The following is a 19,723-nucleotide window of genomic DNA, read 5'->3' as shown; positions in this document are numbered from 1 at the left end:
GTGCGGGCCGGCGTCATGCGGCCGGGAGGCGGCCCGGCGACCTCGAGGCCGACCCTGACCGGCTCGGGGCCCGCATAGGCCGGGGCGCGCACGGCCATGCGCAGCACGGTGCCGCGCGGCGTCAGGGTCCAGCGCGCCAGCCAATCGATGAAGTGGCGCAGCGGCTCGGGCAGGGGCGGCAGATCGGCCTTGCCGATGATGGCTTTCAGATTGGCGCCGCGCCCGGCCCCCACGGCCTCGTGAGCCCAGACGACACCGACGGTTTCGCGCGGGCCGAGCGGCACCGCGACGAAATCTCCCGCCCGCACATCGAGGCCGGCCGGGACGCGGTACGAATAAGCGACCTCGACCGGCATCGGGATCAGCACCTCGACCACCAGGGCCTCGGGCGGTGCGCCGTCGTCGCTCATGCGATAGCTGCGGCGATTCGCGCCGAGGGCATCCGGCACGACTCGAGGGTCGGCGCCGTTTTGCCCAAAACGGAGACACCCATGAGCAGCACAGCGGAAAAGTCGGACCCGGAGCTTTGGAACAAGATCAAGGAAGAGGTCACGGCGTCGGACAAGGGCGGCAAGGCCGGGCAATGGTCGGCCCGCAAGGCCCAACTCGCGACCCATGAGTACAAGCAGGAGGGTGGCGGATACAAGGGCGAGAAATCCGCCGACAACCACCTGACCGAATGGACCGAGGAAAACTGGGGCACGAAGTCCGGCAAGGACAGCGGCGACACGGGGGAGCGCTACCTGCCCGAGAAAGCCCGCGAGGCCCTCAGCCCGGAAGACTATGCCCGCACCACCCGCAAGAAGCGCGCCGATACCCGCAAGGGTCAGCAGCATTCGGCACAGCCCGACGATGTGGCGGCCAAGACGGCGCCCTATCGCGACCATCACCATCCCGCTTCGCGCGAAAGCGCCAGCAAGGCGGCCCTCTACGCCGAGGCCAAGCGGCGCGACATTCCCGGCCGATCCAAGATGACCCGGGACGCCTTGCTCAAAGCGCTCGGCTAGACGACGGCCCGGCTGCCGAGGAGGGCCAGCAGCGACGGCTCATCGGGGTGTGATGCTGGTCGGACATCCATGACACCGGCATCGCGCAAGACCGACGCGACATCGTCCGACAGGCAGACATGCGACCACGCGCGAAACCGATCAGCCAGGCCTGCCGTGGCGGCGAAATCTACCGCCAAGCTGGCGCTGCGGGCGGAAAAATGCAGCGCCGCACTGGCGGTTGCGAGGTCCGTCACGATCGCCGACGTCCAGGGCGTGGCGGCTTCGGCCGCGTAGACCTCGACGACCGTGAGCGCGAGGCCGGCCGACGACAAGGCGCGTTCGAGTGTCGGCTTGCGGTCGCGTCCGGCCGCAAGCGTCCATCGCGTGTCGGCCCCTGTGGCGAGGATCGCCCGAGCGAGACTGGCCGCATCCCCTTCACCGACGTGGATGCGTTTGAAGCCAGCGGTTCGGGCCGCGGCGGCTGTTTGTGGCCCCACGCACCAGCAGGGGAGGTCCAAGAGGGCAGCCCTATCGGCATGGGTAGTCAACACCCGAGGTGCTTGAACGCTGGTGAAGATCAGCCCGCCGGTGGTTTCTGGCCGCAAGCAAGCTCCTGTCGCCACGATGGTCAGCACGGGGGCCAGCACGGCCGCGTGACCCCGCGCCGCGAGGTGAGCGGCGGTGCGACGCCCGTCCGCCGCGGCACGCATGACCGCGACCCGCACGCGTCAGATCGTCCGGAAAGGCGCCAGGATGTCGGCCGGCGCCCGCCCGAGCAGGTCGCGCGCGGCTTCCTGGCCGAGGCGTTCCGCATCGCTGGCAGAACCGCTGGCCCAGGTCTCGATTGCCTGGGCGCCGTCCTCCGACAGCACGAGGCCGCGAAATTCGAGGCGGCCGTCCTGCAGCTGGGCATGGCCGGCGATCGGCGTGCGGCAGGACCCGTCGAGCAGCCTCAGGAAGGCGCGCTCGCAGCGCAGGGCCGTGCCGGTGTCAGGGTCGAGCACGGCCGCGACGGTGTTGAGCAGCGTGTCGCCGCTCCGCATCGCCAGCGCGATGGCGCCCTGGCCGACGGCCGGCAGGAAGTCGTCGGTGGACAGAATGGCCGTGGCCACATGGGCAAGACCGAGGCGGTTGAGGCCCGCCAGCGCCAGCAGCGTCGCGTCGAACAGGCCCGCCTCGACCTTGGCCAGCCGCGTCTGCACGTTGCCGCGCAGCAGCGACACGCGGAGGTCCGGGCGCAGCCGACGCAGCTGGGCCTGACGCCGCAACGAGGCCGAGCCCACATGGGCGCCGGCCGGCAATGCCGCCAAGCTCGACGCGCCGCGGGCGATCAGGGCGTCCCGCACATCCTCGCGCGGCAGGAACCCCACGATGGAGATGCCGTCCGGCATTACGGTCGGCAGGTCCTTGGCCGAATGGACCGCGAGGTCGATGGCGCCATCCGCGAGCGCCACGTCGAGCTCCTTGGTGAACAGCCCCTTGCCGCCGGCCTCCGACAAGGCGCGGTCCTGGATCGCATCGCCGGTGGTGCGGATGGGAACGATCACCACCGCATCGGCCGCCCAGCCATGGGCCGCGCACAGCCGATGGGCGGTTTCCCGCGCTTGCGCCAGCGCCAGGGGGCTGCCGCGCGTTCCCAGTCTCAACACCACGTCCGGCACTCAGGGACACTCCCGCGGGGCGATCCGCCTGGGCGGTCCCGCTCGTCAATTCGGAAAGCCTCGACTATACGGGGGCGAGACCCTTTGCAAAGCCTGCCCGAGGCCCCTGGTGCGCGTACTTGGCATCGAAACCACCTGTGACGAAACGGCAGCCGCCGTGGTGGCCCTGCGGCCGGAGGGCGGCGGACGCATCCTCGCCAATGTGGTGCGGAGCCAGATCGACGAGCATGCCCTGTTCGGCGGCGTGGTGCCGGAGATCGCCGCCCGCGCCCATGTGGAGGTGCTGGACAGCCTGATCGCCACGGCGCTCGCGACCGCACAGGTGTCGCTCGACGACCTCGACGGCATCGCGGCTTCGGCCGGGCCGGGGCTGATCGGCGGCCTGCTGGTCGGCCTGACGACCGCCAAGACGTTGGCGCTGGTCAGCCGGAAGCCGTTGCTGGCCGTCAACCATCTCGAGGCCCATGCGCTGACGGCCCGCATGACCGACAATGTGGCATTTCCCTACCTGCTGCTGCTCGTGTCGGGCGGCCACACGCAGCTCGTGGCGGTGCTCGGGGTGGGAGACTACGTGCGTCTCGGCACAACGCTCGACGACGCCATCGGCGAGGCTTTCGACAAGGTCGCCAAGATGCTGGGTCTGCCTTATCCGGGCGGTCCTGCGCTCGAACGTGCCGCTCATGGCGGCGACCCGGAAGCCTTTGCGTTCCCGAGGCCGATGCTGGGGCGGCCGAGCCCGGATTTCTCGCTCTCGGGTCTGAAGACCGCGGTGCGGCTTGAGGCGGACCGCATCGCGCCGCTCAGCGACAACGCGGTGGCGGATCTTTGCGCCTCGTTCCAGGCCGCCGTGGTGGATGTGGTGGTGGACCGTACCCGCGTGGGGCTCGGGGCGTTTCGCAAGGTGGCGGGCCGTGCGCAGGCGATCGTCGCGGCCGGCGGCGTTGCGGCCAATGCGACAGTGCGGCGCGCTCTCGCCCGCCTGGCGGCCGAGAGCGGCGTGCCGCTGGTGGTGCCGCCGCCCGCACTCTGCACCGACAACGGCGCCATGCTGGCCTGGGCCGGCATCGAGCGGCTCGACCTCGGCCTTGCGGACGATTTCACCTTTGCGGCGCGCCCGCGCTGGCCGCTCTACGGCAAGGCCTGATGGCCCGCATCGGCGTGCTGGGCGCCGGTGCCTGGGGCACGGCCCTGGCGCTGGTGGCCGCCCGCGCCGGGGAGGAGGTGACCCTGTGGTCGCGCTCGGCCGCCTGGGCCGCACGGTTGCATGGCGCGCGCGAGAATGCCCGCGACCTTCCCGGCGTGGCGCTGCCGCCCACGATCGCAGTGACGGCCGACCCCGAAGCCTTGCGGGGCACCGACCTCATCCTGGCCGTGGTGCCGGCCCAGGCGCTACGGGACACGCTGACGACGCTTGATGCTGCCATCCGGCCCGGCACCCCCGTGGTGGTTTGCGCCAAGGGGCTCGAGCGCGGTTCCGGCGCCTCGATGGCCGAGGTGGTGCGGGCCTGCTGCCCGGGCCGGCCGCCTGCCGCGCTGTCGGGGCCGAGCTTCGCGGCCGATGTCGGGGCGGGGCTGCCGACAGCCGTGACGCTCGCGGCCGACAGTCTCGCGGTCGCTGCAACTATCGCCCGGCGGCTCGCCACACCGAGCTTTCGCGTCTATCACACGGACGACCTCGCCGGTGTCGAGATCGGCGGCGCCGCCAAGAACGTGCTTGCCATCGCGTGCGGCATCGCGGCCGGCCGTGCGCTCGGGGCCAGCGCGCAAGCTGCCCTGATGGCGCGCGCCTTTGCGGAACTGTCGCGCTTCGGCCAGGCGTCCGGTGCCCGTCCCGAAACCCTGATGGGATTGTCAGGCCTCGGTGATCTCGTGCTCACCTGCGGCTCGGCGCAGTCGCGCAACTTCGCCTTCGGGCTTGCGCTCGGCCAGGATGCCACGCCCGAGGCGGCCGCGGGCGGTCGGCTCGTCGAGGGCGCCGCCACCGCACCCGCGTTGCGGGCCGCGGCCGGGCGGCTCGGCGTCGCGATGCCCATCGTCGAGCGCGTTGCCGCCGTGCTGGCTGGCGAATCGAGTGTCGATGATGCCATCGAGGCGCTGCTGGCCCGGCCGCCCCGGGCCGAGCATTGAGGCGCAGGAGAACCGATGGCCAAGTGGCTTGTGAAGAGTGAACCGTCGAGCTGGTCCTTCACCCAGCAGATCGAGGCGGGGCCGAAGGGCACCCATTGGAACGGCGTCCGCAATCACGTGGCCAAGCAGCACCTGATGGCCATGCAGATGGGCGAGGAAGCGTTCTTCTATCATTCCAACCACGGTAAGGAGATCGTCGGCATCGTGGCCGTGAGCCGGACCTATTACCCGGACCCCACGGATGCGTCGGGCAAGTTCGGCATGGTGGATTTCACCGTCGTTCGCGCCTTGGCGCGACCTGTCAGCCTGGAAGAGATCAAACGCACTTCGGCCCTTGGCGACATGGTGCTGGTGCGGAACTCGCGCATGTCGGTACAGCCCGTCACCGAGGCCGAATGGGCGACGGTGCTGGGGATGGCCTCGGCCTGACGGCCTCGCAATGACGCAGGCTGTTTCTCGATCAGGCTAGCCGTTTCCCTTCAAGGCCCCAACAGATCGATCAACGCCGGGATCAGCGGTGCGTCGGCGGGCGGCATCGGATAGTCCCGCAGGGCGCGGGGCCGGACCCATTTCAGCGCCTGGCCTTCGCGCGGCTGCGGTGTGCCGGCCCAACGGCGGCAGATATAGAGCGGCATCAACAGGTGCATGTCCGGATAGGCGTGACTGGCGAAGCTGAGCGGCGCCAGACAGGCTTCCTCCACAGCGATGCCGAGCTCTTCGTCGAGCTCGCGGATCAGCGCCTGCTCGGGACGTTCGCCGGGCTCGAGCTTGCCCCCCGGGAACTCCCACAAGCCGCCGAGCGCCTTGTCGGCTGGTCGCTGGGCGATCAGGACGCGGTTGTCGGCATCGACGAGGCTCACGGCGACGACAAGCAGCAGGCGCAAGATCAGTCCTCGATGTCGGGCACACTCGAACGCGGGGTGCGGGAGAGTGGCCGCTGGATGCGGCTCGCGCTTTCGGCGGCGGAAACCCTATGTTAGGGAAGCGGCCGAAGGTGGGCGCGCATCGAGCCTACACCGCCGATACCGGGGAAAGCGACAGCCACGATGAGCGAAAAGCGCTCGAGTTTCGATCGTGAAGACCTGTTGGCCTGCGGGCGGGGCGAGCTGTTCGGCCAGAACAATGCCCAGCTGCCGCTGCCGCCCATGCTGATGTTCGATCGGATCGAGGAAGTCCGGGAGGATGGCGGCGCCAACGGCAAGGGCTTCATCAAGGCTGCGCTCGACGTATCGCCGGACCTCTGGTTCTTCCCGGTCCATTTCAAGAACGATCCGGTGATGCCGGGTTGCCTTGGCCTCGATGCCTTGTGGCAATTGTGCGGATTCTATCTCGGCTGGCTCGGCTTGCCCGGCCGCGGCCGGGCGCTCGGCGTCGGCGAGGTGAAGTTCACCGATCAGGTCACGCCTTCGGTGAAACAGGTCGTTTATGGTGTCGACCTGAAGCGTGTCTTTAAGGGCAAGCTCGTACTCGGCATCGCGGACGGCTGGCTTGAGGCCGACGGCCGTCGCATCTATGAGGCCAAGGATCTGCGGGTCGGGCTGTTCAAGCCCGAAATCGCACCGGCCTGATCGTCCGCTGTGAGCGGATCAACACAATTGAGGTGACAATGCGCCGCGTCGTCGTGACCGGGATGGGGATCGTCTCCTCCATCGGCAACAATTGCGCGGAAGCGCTGCAAAGCCTGCGCGATGCGCGCTCGGGCATCACCTTCTCGCCTGTGCAGGCCGAGATGGGGTTCCGTTCGCATGTGGTGGGCGCCCCGACCCTTAACCCGGAAACGGTGCTCGACCGACGGGCCATGCGGTTCCACGGGCTCGGATCGGCCTGGTGCCATGTCGCCATGGACCAGGCGATCGCGGATGCCAAGCTGGCGCCCGAGGATATTTCCAACGAGCGCACCGGCATCATCACCGGCTCGGGCGGTCCTTCGACCCGCACGATCGTCGAGGCCGCCGACACGGCACGCTCCAAGGGCATCAAGAAGATCGGCCCCTTCGCGGTGCCGAAAGCGATGTCGTCCACCTCCTCGGCCACGCTGGCGACCTGGTTCAAGATCAAGGGCATCAATTATTCCATCGCCTCGGCCTGCGCGACCTCGAACCATTGCATCGGTTCCGCCTATGAGGCGATCCGCTACGGCAAGCAGGATGTGATGTTCGCAGGTGGCTGCGAAGAACTCGACTGGACGTTGTCGGAATTGTTCGACGCCATGGGGGCCATGTCGTCTGGCTACAACGATCGCCCTGCCGTAGCCTCCCGGGCCTTCGACAAGAACCGCGACGGCTTCGTCATTTCGGCTGGCGGCGGCGTGCTTGTGCTGGAAGAGCGCGACCGCGCTTTGGCCCGAGGCGCCCGGGTGTATGGCGAGATCGTCGGCTTCGGCATGTCGTCGGACGGCTACGACATGGTGGCGCCGTCGGGCGAAGGCGCGATCCGCTGCATGCGGGCGGCGCTGAGCGACGTGAAGGCGCCGATCGACTACATCAACCCACACGCCACCTCGACGCCGAAGGGCGACGAAAAGGAGATCGAGGCGCTGCGCACGGTCTTCGGGGCGGGTGACAAATGCCCGCCCATTTCGGCCACCAAGTCGCTGACGGGGCACTCGCAAGGGGCCACGGGCGTCCACGAGGCCATCTACGCGCTGCTGATGATGAACAACGATTTCATCTGCGAGAGCGCCCACATCGACGACATCGATCCGGCCTTCGCGGACATGAACATCGTGCGCAAGCGGCAGGACAATGTGAAGCTCGGCACGGTGCTGTCCAACGCCTTCGGGTTCGGCGGCACCAATGCGGCGCTCGTATTCCAGCATCCCGATCTCTGAGGCGCGGCCATGACGGACAATTCGCGGCCCAGCCTGATGGCCGGCAAGCGCGGCATCGTGATGGGTGTCGCCAACGATCATTCCATCGCCTGGGGCATCGCCAAGGCGCTGGCCGGGCAGGGGGCGGAACTCGCCTTCACCTATCAGGGCGCAGCGCTGGGCAAGCGGGTGAAACCGCTGGCACAGTCGCTCGGCTCGGATTTCGTGCTGCCGTGCGACGTCGAGGACGTCGCCACGGTGGACGAGGCCTTTGCGGCCGTGAAGGACAAGTGGGGCACCATCGACTTCCTGGTGCACGGCATCGCCTATTCGGACCGCACCGAACTGAAGGGCCGCTACGCCGACACGACCCGCGCCAACTTTATCCGCACCATGGTGATTTCGGCCTTCTCGTTCACCGAGGTGGCCAAGCGCGCCGCAGCCCTGATGCCGCAGGGCGGCTCGCTGCTGACGCTCACCTTCGGTGGTTCGTCCCGGGTGACGCCGAACTACAACGTCATGGGCGTCGCAAAATCGGCGCTCGAGGCGAGCGTGCGTTATCTGGCGGCGGATTTCGGGCCCGAGGCCATCCGCGTCAATGCCATTTCGGCGGGGCCGATCCGCACCTTGGCGGGCGCCGGCATCTCGGACGCCCGCTTCATGTTCAACTATACCAAGGCGCATGCGCCGCTGCGGCGCACCGTGACGATCGATGACGTCGGCGGCTCGGCCCTGTACCTGCTGTCCGACCTGTCGTCCGGCGTCACCGGCGAGGTCCACTACGTCGATGCCGGCTACAATTTCGTCGGCATGCCGCGGTCGGAGAATCTGAAGTCCGGCGAATCGACCCGGGCCGAGGCCGAGGAAGCCGAATAGCGGGGTTGCTCAACCCTGGCGGTTCTGCTGCACCGCCAGGAACAGCATGCGCTTCTGTTCGGCCCGCCCCCGGGCGACGCTGTCGAGCATCGTGCCGCACACCGCCAGTAGTGCCGCCGTGATGCCGAGGCCAGCACACAGAATGGCGGTTGGCAGCCGAGGAATGGTGCCGCTGGTGATGAAGGTGTCGAACAGCGGCAGCGCGAACACCACAGCCACAAGGGCCGTGACGAGCGCCGCCATCCCGAAGAACAACAACGGCCGGGTTTCCTTTAGCAGGTAAAGCAGGATCGCGAAGATCCGCACCCCGTCACGGACGGTGCGCAGCTTGGAGGCCGAGCCGTCTCGCCGCTTGCCGTAGGGCAACGACAGTTCCGTCACGGCCAGCCGGAGCTGGCGCGCATGAACCGACATTTCGGTCTCGATCTCGAAGCCGGACGACAGCGCCGGGAAGCTTTTCACGAAACGGCGTGAGAAGGCGCGATAGCCCGAAAAGATGTTGCCGAAGCCGTTGTCGAACAAACGGCGGTAAAGGCGGTTGAAGATCCAGTTGCCGACCGCATGGCCGGGCCGATGCGCGTCCTGGGCGATGCCGGCCCGCGCGCCGACCGCCATGTCGAAGCCATTCTCGGCCACCAGGGCGACGAGCTGCGAGGCCGAGGCGGCGTCATAGGTGCCGTCGCCATCGGCCATCAGGTAGATGTCGGCATCGACGTCGGAGAACATGCGGCGAACCACGTGGCCCCTGCCGGGGCGCACTTCGCGAAACACCGCGGCGCCAGCCGCCGCCGCGACCGCCGCGGTTCTATCGGTCGAAGCATTGTCGTAGACCACGATGACGGCGTCTGGCAGGGCGCGGCGGAAATCCGCCACCACGGCCGCGATGCTGGCCTCTTCGTTGCGGCAGGGCAGCAGCACGGCCACGCGGGGCCGATGACCGCGCCCAGGCGCTTCGGCTGGCGGATCGGCCCGCCAGCCGCCGCCAAATCGCGCACCGAGGCTTTGCTGCAGCTCGAGGACCGGAGATGACGACGCCATGAAACACCCCGAGGGCCATGTCGCGCCCAGCGTCGATGGTTTCGGCTGGGCGTCTTAAGGCGGGCTGAAACGACCGGGTGCGCGGAGGGTAATTTGCCGTAGATGCTTAACGATGAGCCAGTGCCCTTGAGCAGGCTCGAAGGTGACGGTTCGGGCGTGGGCTTCGGAACCGGGACTCATCACGGCGTCAGGGTTCGATCGGATCGATCTAGACTGCGCATCTTAGACTGAGCTGCGATTGATAATCGCTGATCCCGTCATTCCGGGCGAGCGCAGCGCGGACCCGGAACCGGGGAACCTGGGCGTCGCAGGCTGGAGCACACCGGTTCCGGGTTTGGCTACGCCGCCCCGGAATGAGCGTGAATGACAGATCGCCATCAAGGTGGGCTGGTAGCTGAAAAAGCCGCCCCGGAGCCCCGGGACGGCTTTTTTTATCCTTGCAGCGTTGAAGGCGGATCAGCCCTCGGCCGACACCGCACCAGCCTTTTCGAGGTCTTCGCCGGTCGCCTGATCGACGACCCGCATCGACAGCTTGACCTTGCCGCGATCATCGAAGCCGGTGAGCTTCACCTTGACCTTGTCGCCTTCCTTGACGACGTCGGAGGTCTTGGCGACGCGCCCCTTGGCGAGCTGCGAGATGTGGACGAGGCCATCCTTGGCGCCGAAGAAGTTCACGAAGGCGCCGAAATCGACGACCTTGACGACCGTGCCCTCATAGATGGCGCCGATCTCCGGATCGTTGGCGATCGACTTGATCCAGTTGATGGCGGCCGTGATGGAGGCGGCATCGGAGGAGGCCACCTTGACGGTGCCGTCATCCTCGATGTTGACCTTGGCGCCGGTCTTCTCGACGATCTCGCGGATGACCTTGCCGCCGGTGCCGATCACTTCGCGGATCTTGTCGGTTGGGATCTTCAGCGTCTCGATGCGGGGCGCGAACTCGCCGAGCTCCGAACGGGCGCCCGTGATGGCATTCGCCATCTCGCCAAGGATGTGCAGCCGGCCGTCCTTCGCCTGGGCGAGCGCGACCTTCATGATCTCCTCGGTGATGCCGGTGATCTTGATGTCCATCTGCAGCGAGGTGATGCCCTCGGCCGTGCCGGCCACCTTGAAGTCCATGTCGCCAAGGTGATCCTCGTCACCAAGGATGTCGCTGAGCACCGCGAAGCGCTCACCTTCCTTGATGAGGCCCATGGCGATACCGGCAGTCGGCCGCTTCAGCGGCACACCGGCGTCCATCAGCGCCAGCGAGGCGCCGCACACGGTGGCCATCGAGGACGAACCGTTCGACTCGGTGATCTCCGACACGATGCGGACCGTGTAGGGGAACTCGGCCGCCGGCGGCATCATCGGGCGAATGGCGCGCCATGCGAGCTTGCCATGACCGATCTCGCGACGGCCGGGCGAGCCCATGCGGCCGGTCTCGCCGACGCTATAGGGAGGGAAGTTGTAGTGCAGCAGGAAGCGCTCCTTGTAGGAGCCTTCCAGCGAGTCGATGTACTGTTCGTCCTCGCCGGTGCCGAGCGTCGCCACCACCATGGCCTGCGTTTCGCCACGGGTGAACAAGGCCGAGCCATGGGTCCGGGGCAGGATGCCGACCTCGCCCAGGATCGGACGCACGGTCTTCAGATCGCGCCCGTCGATGCGGGTGCCGTTGTCGAGGATGCTGGAGCGGACGACCTTGGCCTGCAGGTCATGGAAGGCCTCGAGGACAGCCTCCTTCGACAGTCCACCTTCGCTCTGCTGGGCGAAATGCGACGTGGCCTTGGCGCGTACGGCATCGACCGCCTTGTAGCGTTCAGCCTTGGCGGTGATCGCATAAGCCTTGCGCAACTCGTCCTCGACGATGCCACGCACCTGCGTTTCGGCGGCATCCTTGCTGGGCGACTCGAATTCGCGCGGCTCCTTGGCGGCCTTCTCGGCCAATCGAATGATGGCGTCGATCACCGGCTGGAAGCCACGATGGCCGGTCATCACGGCCTCGAGCATGGCGTCTTCGGAAAGCTCGCGAGCCTCCGACTCGACCATCAGCACCGCATCCACCGTGCCCGCGACCACGAGATCAAGCGTGGACGTCTTCATCTCGTCGATCGAGGGGTTCAGCTTGAGCTGGCCGTTGATCTGACCGACACGGGCTGCGCCCACCGGGCCCATAAAGGGGATCCCCGAGATGGTCAGCGCCGCCGAGGTCGCCACAAGCGCCAGGATGTCGGGATCGTTCTCCATGTCGTGCGACAACACGGTGACGACCACCTGGGTGTCGAACAGATATCCCTCGGGGAAGAGGGGGCGGATCGGCCGGTCGATGAGACGGGAAACCAGCGTCTCCTTCTCGGACGGGCGCCCTTCGCGCTTGAAGTAGCCGCCCGGGATGCGGCCGGCCGCGAATGTCTTTTCCTGGTAGTTGACCGTCAGGGGGAAGAAGTCCTGTCCGGGCTTCTGCTTCCTGGCCGACACGACGGTGGCCAGCACGGTGGTTTCGCCGAGGGTCGCCAGCACGGCGCCGTCGGCCTGACGGGCAATGCGGCCGGTCTCGAGCACGAGCTTCTGCCCGGCCCAGTCGATCTCTTCGCGTTCGATGTGGAACATGGATATGCCTTGTCGGTCAGGCGACCCGAGCGGCCATGCGCAGAACGGCGAGAGGCTGGGGCGATTGGGTCGCCGTCAGTCCCTGGCGATCCTGCCATGGCACTGGTCGCCGATGGCTGGCGGACCGCCCCTGCGGCCTGCCTGGATCAATCGCGAGGTTACCCGCGGTGCGAGAACGGCCCCGACCGTTTGGGCGGAGCCGCGTGGTCTGCCGTTTTAGCGGCGGATGCCGAGGCGCTCGATCAGCGAGCGGTAGCGGGCTTCGTCATGCTTCTTCACGTAGTCGAGGAGCGACCGGCGGAGCGAAACGAGCTGCAGCAGGCCGCGGCGCGAATGGTTGTCCTTGACGTGGGTCTTGAAGTGACCGGTGAGGTTCGCGATGCGCTCCGTCAGGATCGCCACCTGCACTTCCGGCGAGCCGGTGTCGTTCGGCTTCGTCGCATATTCCTTCATGAGCGCGGTCTTGCGCTCGGCCGTGATCGACATCGGGAGTCCTTCGTGTTTCGAGGATGCGGCTCGGCCGCGACAAGGACACCCATCAAGGGAGGAGCCGGGATGTCGTCCAGCAGCCCCACAACGGGCATCGCGCCCGGACAGGTCCGAGCGGTAGGGCCTGCATAGCGAAACGCGGCAAAGAACACCAGTGCTTTCGCGGTGTCGAGGCGCCTTGCGGCCAAGGCCTGCATGGCGTGTAATCCAGCGTAACCCACGATCATGAGAGCGCGCATGTTTTTCGCCGCACGATTGTTACGCGTCGCTTCGCTGTGTTTCGCCGGCCTCACACTCGGTGGGTCTGTTGCGGATGCTGCGCCATTGGACGACGTTCCCGCAGCCTTCATGGTGGCCGGGCGTCAGACGATCGTGATCCTGCACGGGGTCGGGCCCCAGATCTACGTTTGTAAAGCCAATGCCGATGGGGCGCTCACTTGGAGTTTTCGCGAGCCGGTGGCCACGCTGCTCGACGGCGACAAGACGGTCGGGCGGCATTATGCGGGACCGAACTGGGATCTTGCGGACGGCAGCGGCATCACCGGAAAAGTGGCGGCGAGCCATGCCGGTGCCACCGGGGCCGACATCCCCTGGCTCGCATTGCAGGTTGTCGCGCATCGTGGTGAGGGGGCGCTGAACAAGGCCGCACTAGTTGTGCGCCTGCACACCGTCGGCGGCCTTCTCGAAGGTGCGTGCCCGCAAGCTGGCGATATGAAAGCCGTTCCCTACGCGGCCGACTATCTGTTCTTCAGTTAAGGGCGGGGATCATTCGCCAGACGGTGGAGTAGAATGGGGTAGGCTCAGGCGCTCGCCGACAGCGGCGTCGTCACCTCTTCAAGCGACTTGCCTTCGGCCCGTACGGCGAAGAGGCCCGCCACCACGGCGGCACCCAGCATCAACGCCGAACCGAAGGCATAGCCCCAGAACAGGTTGAGCCGCGATCCCGAGCCGATCAGCAAACCGAACAAGTAAGGCGCCGCCGCGCCGCCGACGGCCGTGCCGACCGCGTAGAACACAGCAATGGCAAAGGCGCGCATCTCGATCGGAAAGGTTTCGCTCACTGTGAGATAGGCGGCGCTGGCGGCCGGCGAGGCAAAAAAGAAGATTACCATCCAGGCGATGGTCTGGGTGGTGGCCGTGAGCCATCCCGCCAGGAACAGGCCGCCGCTGATCAGCAGAAGAATGCCTGAAAGACCGTAGGTGATCACCAGCATCGGGCGACGGCCGACCACGTCGAACAACCGGCCCAGCAACAATGGCCCCAGAAAATTGCCGAGTGCAAAGGGGAGAATGTACCAACCGACCGAACCACCGGCGACGCCGTAATAGCGCGTCAACACAAGCGCATAGGTGAAGAAGATCGCGTTGTAGAAGAATGCCTGGGCCCCCATCAGCGTCAAAGCGACCAGGGTTCGGGTTCGATGCGTCTCGAACAGCGTCTTGAACACTTCGCCGATCGGCGTGTGGTCGCGCGGCGTGAAGCGCATGGCCTTGTCAGCGGTGACGGGCGGCGTGTCCCCTCCATGCTGCCGCACGTGTGCCTCGATATCATTAAGGATCGCGTCGGCCTCCTCGGCGCGCCCGTGTAGTGCCAACCAGCGTGGGCTCTCCGGCACCCAGGTCCGCATCAGCAGGATGGCAAGGCCGAGCGCGGCGCCAATGAGAAAACAGGCGCGCCAACCATGTTCGGTCGTCAGCCAGGACCCATCGAGGAACACCAGAGAGCCGCGGCCCCAAGGGCCGCACCGATCCAGAACGAACCGTTGATGCAAAGGTCCGTCCAGCCACGATAACGGGCGGGGACGAACTCCTGGATGGTCGAGTTGATGGCCGCATATTCACCGCCGATGCCGGCCCCGGTGAGGAAGCGGAACACGAAGAAGCTCGTGGTGTTCCAGGAAAAGCCCGTCAGAGCGGTGGCGGTCAGGTAAAGGCCGAGCGTGACAAAGAACAATAGCTTGCGGCCGAGGCGGTCAGTCAGCCAGCCGAACACCACGGCGCCCACCACCGCGCCAAGCAGATAGGCAGTGCCGGCAAGGCCGACCTCAGCATCCGACAAATGCAGCGTCGGGCTTTGTTTCAACGCGTCCGACACTGAACCGGCGAGCGTCACCTCGAGGCCGTCGAGGATCCAGGTGATGCCGAGCGCCGCGACGATCAAGCTGTGAAAGCGGCCCCAGCGCAGACGCTCCAGCCGGGCCGGGATGAGGGTGGTGGTGGGGGCTTGGTTCGGCACGGGCTCAGGACGCCTCGATGGATGCGGCTATGCAGCCCATGGTCACGGCAGCGATGCGGGCGGCCGTAAGGGCGGACAGGCGAAAACGGTCGTCGCGCTCCGGCACATATTCGACGACCGCCAGCCCGGCGATGGTGGCCTTGGCCGCTACGCCCCGGATCAGGCCGATCACGTCCTCATAGGACAAGCCGCCCGGCGTCGGCATCGCGACAGCCGGCAAAACCGACGGATCGAGCCCATCGAGATCGATGCACAGGACGCAGCGGGCGCCGGCCGGCAACGGCGCCAGGACAGCCTGGATCCCCTGCCGGTGCAGCGCATAGGAGGTGACGAGATGGCTGCCCCAGCGTCGCGCGTCGTCGTGCTGCCAAGCGCCACCGCTGCCCAGCCCCCGGATGCCCACCTGGACCATGCCCGCGACCCACGCACAATCGGCCGCGCGCCGCATGGTGGAGCCATAGCCGAGGGGATTGCCCTGGATCACGTCGCCCCAGTCCACATGGGCGTCGATCTGCAGGATCCAGATCGGGCCGTGATTCTCGTACGCCTGCAGCATTGGGATGGGCACGGAATCGTCGCCGCCGAGCAGCACCGGGACGGCACCGGCTCGTAATACGGCGGTGACGCTGTCCCGAATGCGGGTTCGGTTGCCTTCCGGATCAAAAGGAGAGGTGGCGATGTCGCCGGCATCCACCATGCCGCGATCATCGCCCTCGGTCGGGAACATCGTCGCGTCGAGGTCGAAATCGAACTGGCTGAGCGAAGGTCCAAACTCGGAGGACGCTTCGCGGATCAGGCGCGGACCCAGAGCCGAATGGCTGGCGACGCCATGCTGATAGGGTGAGGCTTCAGAGGCGCCGAGCACGACGACGGCCGCCGCTTGAAGATCGTCCAGCGAGACAGCCTTGAGGCCGATGAACGTCGTCGGTTCTACCATGCGGTCTCGCTCTCCCTGAGCCAGACCATCAAGGCGCAAGGAAAGTTCCCGCAGTGGCCCGCGAGGACCGCTAAACGGCGTGAAGCCGAACCTCAGAACGGCAGGTTGAACACCCGATGGGGCTGTAAGGCCCCTTGCTCGATAGGGCCGAACGCCACCACGATGCCGCCACAGGCCGCGAATGCCATGCCCTCGAACGGAGCGTCATGACCACGCAGGATCAACGGCTGGCCGCGGCGGAGATGCACGGCATCACCCCTGTTCACCGGCACGCAGGCCACCTCGCTCAAGCCGGCTTCGACCGAGAGGAGGCCCTGCGGACCATCGGGGTGATCCAGCACGTCCAGGCCGACCGCGTCCTGTTCCAAAAAGGGGCCGACGCGGGTGCGGCGCAAGGCCGTGACATGCCCGAAGCACCCCAGCATCAGCCCAAGGTCGCGCGCGATCGCCCGCACATAGGTGCCCTTCCCGCAGCGAGCCTCGAGCACCACCTCGTCGGCGCTCGGCACAGCGATGAGGTCGAGCCGGTGAATGGTGATGGGACGCGGCGGCAGTTCCACTGCTTCGCCATCTCGGGCCCGGTCATAGGCCCGTTCGCCATCCACCTTGATGGCCGAGAAGGCAGGCGGCTTTTGCATGATGGTGCCGACGAAGGCCGGCAGGGCGCGGAGCACGGCATCCGTGTCGGGCCGCGCGTCCGATTGCGCCACAGGGTGCCCTTCGGTGTCGTCCGTGTTGGTCTGGATGCCCCAGCGCACCGTGAAGCGGTAGGCCTTCTCGCCGTCCTGAACGAAAGGCACCGTCTTGGTGGCCTCGCCGAGTGCGATCGGCAGGATGCCGGATGCCAGCGGGTCGAGGGTGCCGGCGTGACCCGCCTTCTTGGCGTTGAAAATGCGCTTCATGCGGCTCACCGCATGGGTCGAGGTCATGCCGACCGGCTTGTCGAAGACAACCCAGCCGTTGACCTCGTTGCGCGTGTTACGGTGTTGACCCCTGGGCTGGTTCATCAAACGGCTTTGTGCTTGGTCCGGAAAGAAGAAGGGCCGGGCAAGCCCGGCCTTGTGGAGCGATCATCGAAGGGCGACGTGTCGGCCCCGTCGATCAGTGCGGCCGCTGCGGCGCCTCGTCGTCATCCTCGCCCAGCACGGCCAGGTCGCGCTGCACTTCGGGTGAATTGAGCAGGGTATCAATGCGGGAGCCGCGGTCGAAGCTTTCATCGACGCGGAAGCGCAGCTCGGGCGCGAACCGCAGCGTGCACTTATGGGCGACCTCGCTCCGCATGAACTTGCGATTGCGATCGAGCGCTTCGAGCACCGGATTCACGTCCTTGCCGCCAAGCGGCATCACGAAGACGGTGGCGAGCTTCAGATCGGGCGACATGCGGACCTCCGGCACGGAGATCACATGGTCGTCGAGGACAGGATCGTTGACCACGCCTTGCGACAGAAGATCGGCGACGACGTGGCGGATGAGCTCGCCGACCCGCAGCATGCGCTGGGACGGCTGGTCACCGGAATGATGAGAACGTGACATGACCTGACCTGTTTCGCGAACGGCCCATGGGCCTCAACGCGACGAAGATGGATAGGTTGGGTAGAGATCAAAAACGAAGAGCCGCAAGGAAGCGACAATGTCGTTCCCTTGCGGCTCTTGGATAGTCGCGGATTAAAGCGTGCGCTTTTCCTCGTGGACGCGGTAGCACTCGATCACATCGCCCTGGCGCATGTCCTGGTAGGACTCGAAGGCCATGCCGCATTCCTGACCGGCCAGCACTTCCTTGACCTCGTCCTTGAAGCGCTTGAGGGTCGACAGCTTGCCCTCGTGCACCACGACGTTGTCGCGGATGAGCCGTACGCCGGCGCCGCGCTGCACATTGCCGTCGGTGATCCGGCAACCGGCGACCTTGCCGATCTTGGAGATGTTGAACACCTCCAGGATCATGGCATTGCCCAGCATCTCCTCGCGGAGCGTCGGGGGCAGCATGCCGGACATGGTCGCCTTCACGTCATCCACGAGGTTGTAGATGATGTTGTAGTAGCGGATCTCGACACCAGCCTGTTCGGCTGAGAACCGGGCTTCCTTGTGGGCTCGCACGTTGAAGCCGAGGATCACGGCATTCGACGCCTGAGCCAAGGTGACGTCCGATTCCGTGACGCCGCCGACGCCCGAATGCACCACGCGGGCCCTGACCTCGTCGTTGCCGAGCTTGTCGAGCGTCGCGATGATGGCTTCGACCGAGCCCTGCACGTCGCCCTTGATGACCAGCGCCATTTCCTTGCGGTTGGCGGTCTTGATCTGGCTCATCATGTCGGCGAGCGTGCCACGAGCCTGGCCGCCACGAACGGCCAGCTTCTCGCGTCGCAAACCCTCGCGGTACTCCACAACCTCACGAGCGCGCGCTTCGCTTTCCACCACGGCGAGACGGTCACCCGCCTCGGGGGCGCTGGACAGGCCAAGCAGTTCGACCGGGAACGACGGCCCGGCCATGTCGACCGTCTCGCCCTGATCGTCCAACATGGCGCGAACACGACCCCAGGCCGTGCCGGCCACCACGATGTCGCCGACAATGAGCGAGCCCTTTTGCACCAGAACGGTAGCCACGGGGCCCCGGCCACGATCGAGGCGGGCCTCGATCACGGTGCCATCGGCAGCCCGATCGGCATCGGCCTTGAGATCGAGCACTTCGGATTGCAGATCGATGGCCTCGAGCAACCGATCGAGGTTGATGCGCTTCGTCGCCGAAACCTCGACCTCGAGCGTATCGCCGCCCATGCTTTCCACCTGCACGTCGTAGTGCAACAGCTCGCTGCGCACGCGTTCGGGCTTGGCGTCGGCCTTGTCGATCTTGTTGATCGCCACGATGATCGGCACCTTGGCGGCGCGGGCATGGCTGATCGCCTCGATGGTCTGCGGCATGACGCTGTCGTCGGCCGCCACCACCAGCACCACGATGTCGGTGACCTTGGCACCACGGGCCCGCATGGCCGTGAAGGCCGCGTGACCGGGAGTGTCGATGAAAGTGATCGGCATGCCGCTCGGCGCGATAACCTGATAGGCGCCGATGTGCTGCGTGATACCACCAGCCTCGCCTGACACGACGCTGGCCGAGCGGATAGCATCGAGGAGCGAGGTCTTGCCGTGATCGACGTGGCCCATGATGGTCACGACCGGCGGCCGCGGCTCCATGTTCTCCTCGTCGTCGGGCTCGTCGAACAAGCCTTCCTCGACGTCAGCCTCGGACACGCGCTTGACGGTATGGCCGAGTTCCTGCGCGATCAGTTCGGCCGTGTCGGCATCGATGGCGTCGTTGATCTTCACCATCTGGCCCTGCTTCATCAGCATGCGGATGACGTCGACCGCGCGTTCCGACATGCGGTTCGCGAGTTCCTGGATGGTGATGGTTTCCGGCACCACGATTTCGCGGGCGATCTTTTCCTTCTGCTCGGCCACCTGGCCGCGCGTCAGGCGCTGGGTGCGGCGGCGGAAGGCCGCGACCGAACGGGTCCGATCTTCCTGCTCCGACGTCGCATTGGCGACCGTCAGGCGGCCACGGCTCTTTTCGCCGCTGCGCGGCGTGCGGGCCGGCAGCACCTGTCGGGGGGGCGCGAGGTTGCGCAAACGCGGCGCCGGACCGCGCGCGGCATCGTCGGTGCCGGTCGTGGCGCCCACGGGGCGGCGCTGGCCGGCCGCATCGGTCTGCGGCAGGCGGCGACGCGCTTCTTCCTCGGCCTTGCGCTTCGATTCGGCTTCCTGGGCGCGCCGGGCATCTTCTTCCCGCTTGCGGGCTTCGGCCGCCTCGCGGTCGGCACGATCGAGCGCTTCCTTCTCGTTGCGGATCTTCGCATCGAGTTCGGCGCGCCGACGGTCTTCTTCTTCACGGGTCTTGGCGCCGGCGAGTGCGCGGGCCCGAGCCTCGCGCTCTTCCTCGGTCAGCGTGCGCAGCACCATGCCGCCCCGCGGTGGGACGGGACG

Annotated in this window: 18 protein-coding genes and 2 pseudogenes; 8 read left to right on the top strand and 12 right to left on the bottom strand. The window is 66.9% G+C overall.

The window, feature by feature from the left end; all coding sequences use genetic code 11:
* Positions 1-410: pseudogene (locus P7D22_RS18530) on the bottom strand (primosomal protein N'); the annotation flags it as partial.
* A gap of 81 nt (positions 411-491) precedes the next feature.
* Between P7D22_RS18530 and P7D22_RS18525 the strand changes: the two are divergent.
* The gene (locus tag P7D22_RS18525; protein WP_319935737.1) at positions 492-1,007 is read left to right on the top strand and encodes a hypothetical protein; all 516 of its coding nucleotides are present in this window, start codon (positions 492-494) and stop codon (positions 1,005-1,007) included.
* On the opposite strand, the gene P7D22_RS18520 is transcribed toward P7D22_RS18525, so the two are convergent.
* Positions 1,004-1,714 (bottom strand): uroporphyrinogen-III synthase, encoded by a 711-nt coding sequence (locus tag P7D22_RS18520; RefSeq protein ID WP_319935736.1) that lies wholly within the window; start codon positions 1,712-1,714, stop codon positions 1,004-1,006. The genes P7D22_RS18525 and P7D22_RS18520 overlap by 4 nt on opposite strands.
* A 3-nt stretch (positions 1,715-1,717) precedes the next feature.
* Positions 1,718-2,650, bottom strand: a complete 933-nt coding sequence (gene hemC / locus P7D22_RS18515) for a hydroxymethylbilane synthase (protein ID WP_319935735.1) — start codon at positions 2,648-2,650, stop codon at positions 1,718-1,720.
* Between the two features lie 109 nt (positions 2,651-2,759).
* Here hemC and tsaD point away from each other — a divergent pair, with 109 nt between their 5' ends.
* From tsaD to P7D22_RS18500, 3 genes are read left to right on the top strand one after another with little or no spacing between them, the layout of a single operon-like run.
* Positions 2,760-3,794: a tRNA (adenosine(37)-N6)-threonylcarbamoyltransferase complex transferase subunit TsaD gene (gene tsaD / locus P7D22_RS18510; RefSeq protein WP_319935734.1), complete on the top strand. Its 1,035-nt coding sequence runs from the start codon at positions 2,760-2,762 to the stop codon at positions 3,792-3,794.
* Positions 3,794-4,777, top strand: coding sequence for an NAD(P)H-dependent glycerol-3-phosphate dehydrogenase (locus P7D22_RS18505; RefSeq protein ID WP_319935733.1), 984 nt, complete (start codon positions 3,794-3,796; stop codon positions 4,775-4,777). Before tsaD ends, P7D22_RS18505 begins: the two co-directional genes overlap by 1 nt.
* 15 nt (positions 4,778-4,792) lie before the next feature.
* Positions 4,793-5,206 carry an EVE domain-containing protein gene (locus tag P7D22_RS18500; protein WP_319935732.1) on the top strand — a complete coding sequence of 138 codons (414 nt, stop codon included), beginning with the start codon at positions 4,793-4,795 and terminating at the stop codon, positions 5,204-5,206.
* A gap of 50 nt (positions 5,207-5,256) precedes the next feature.
* Here the strand turns inward: P7D22_RS18500 and mutT are convergent, their stop codons facing one another.
* On the bottom strand, positions 5,257-5,661 hold the full coding sequence (mutT, locus tag P7D22_RS18495) for an 8-oxo-dGTP diphosphatase MutT (protein ID WP_319935731.1): 405 nt from the start codon (positions 5,659-5,661) through the stop codon (positions 5,257-5,259).
* A gap of 162 nt (positions 5,662-5,823) precedes the next feature.
* On the opposite strand from mutT, the gene fabA reads away from it, so the two are divergent.
* From fabA to fabI, 3 genes are read left to right on the top strand one after another with little or no spacing between them, the layout of a single operon-like run.
* A complete protein-coding gene (fabA, locus tag P7D22_RS18490; protein WP_319935730.1) occupies positions 5,824-6,345 on the top strand; it encodes a 3-hydroxyacyl-[acyl-carrier-protein] dehydratase FabA in 522 nt (173 codons plus the stop codon).
* A gap of 38 nt (positions 6,346-6,383) precedes the next feature.
* Positions 6,384-7,607 (top strand): beta-ketoacyl-ACP synthase I, encoded by a 1,224-nt coding sequence (fabB, locus tag P7D22_RS18485; protein WP_319935729.1) that lies wholly within the window; start codon positions 6,384-6,386, stop codon positions 7,605-7,607.
* Between the two features lie 9 nt (positions 7,608-7,616).
* A complete protein-coding gene (fabI, locus tag P7D22_RS18480; protein ID WP_319935728.1) occupies positions 7,617-8,462 on the top strand; it encodes an enoyl-ACP reductase FabI in 846 nt (281 codons plus the stop codon).
* 9 nt (positions 8,463-8,471) lie between these two features.
* Here fabI and P7D22_RS18475 read toward each other — a convergent pair whose 3' ends face one another.
* From P7D22_RS18475 to rpsO, 3 genes are all read right to left on the bottom strand, one after another.
* Positions 8,472-9,500: a glycosyltransferase gene (locus P7D22_RS18475; protein WP_319935727.1), complete on the bottom strand. Its 1,029-nt coding sequence runs from the start codon at positions 9,498-9,500 to the stop codon at positions 8,472-8,474.
* Positions 9,501-9,956: 456 nt separating this feature from the next.
* Positions 9,957-12,089: a polyribonucleotide nucleotidyltransferase gene (gene pnp, locus P7D22_RS18470; protein ID WP_319935726.1), complete on the bottom strand. Its 2,133-nt coding sequence runs from the start codon at positions 12,087-12,089 to the stop codon at positions 9,957-9,959.
* 216 nt (positions 12,090-12,305) lie between these two features.
* Complete coding sequence (gene rpsO / locus P7D22_RS18465) at positions 12,306-12,575, bottom strand: 30S ribosomal protein S15 (RefSeq protein WP_319935725.1); 270 nt, start codon at positions 12,573-12,575, stop codon at positions 12,306-12,308.
* A gap of 240 nt (positions 12,576-12,815) precedes the next feature.
* Between rpsO and P7D22_RS18460 the strand changes: the two genes are divergently transcribed.
* Positions 12,816-13,334: a DUF3455 domain-containing protein gene (locus P7D22_RS18460; RefSeq protein ID WP_319935724.1), complete on the top strand. Its 519-nt coding sequence runs from the start codon at positions 12,816-12,818 to the stop codon at positions 13,332-13,334.
* 44 nt (positions 13,335-13,378) lie between these two features.
* Here the strand turns inward: P7D22_RS18460 and P7D22_RS18455 are convergent.
* The 5 genes and pseudogenes from P7D22_RS18455 to infB form a co-directional block, all read right to left on the bottom strand.
* Positions 13,379-14,814: pseudogene (locus P7D22_RS18455) on the bottom strand (MFS transporter).
* Between the two features lie 4 nt (positions 14,815-14,818).
* The gene (locus P7D22_RS18450) at positions 14,819-15,751 is read right to left on the bottom strand and encodes an arginase family protein (RefSeq protein WP_319935723.1); all 933 of its coding nucleotides are present in this window, start codon (positions 15,749-15,751) and stop codon (positions 14,819-14,821) included.
* A gap of 92 nt (positions 15,752-15,843) precedes the next feature.
* Entirely contained in the window at positions 15,844-16,758 is a 915-nt protein-coding gene (truB, locus tag P7D22_RS18445) for a tRNA pseudouridine(55) synthase TruB (RefSeq protein WP_319935722.1), read from the bottom strand.
* A 94-nt stretch (positions 16,759-16,852) separates the two neighbouring features.
* Positions 16,853-17,284 (bottom strand): 30S ribosome-binding factor RbfA, encoded by a 432-nt coding sequence (rbfA, locus tag P7D22_RS18440; protein ID WP_319935721.1) that lies wholly within the window; start codon positions 17,282-17,284, stop codon positions 16,853-16,855.
* Between the two features lie 132 nt (positions 17,285-17,416).
* Positions 17,417-19,723, bottom strand: a 2,307-nt coding sequence (gene infB / locus P7D22_RS18435; protein ID WP_319935720.1) for a translation initiation factor IF-2, incomplete at its 5' end; no start/stop codon positions are given.

The organism is Lichenihabitans sp. Uapishka_5, from assembly GCF_033947565.1.
Classification (GTDB): Bacteria; Pseudomonadota; Alphaproteobacteria; order Rhizobiales; family Beijerinckiaceae; genus Lichenihabitans.
Note: the sequence above shows the minus strand (reverse complement) of the source record. Positions and strands in the feature narration are given on the sequence as shown.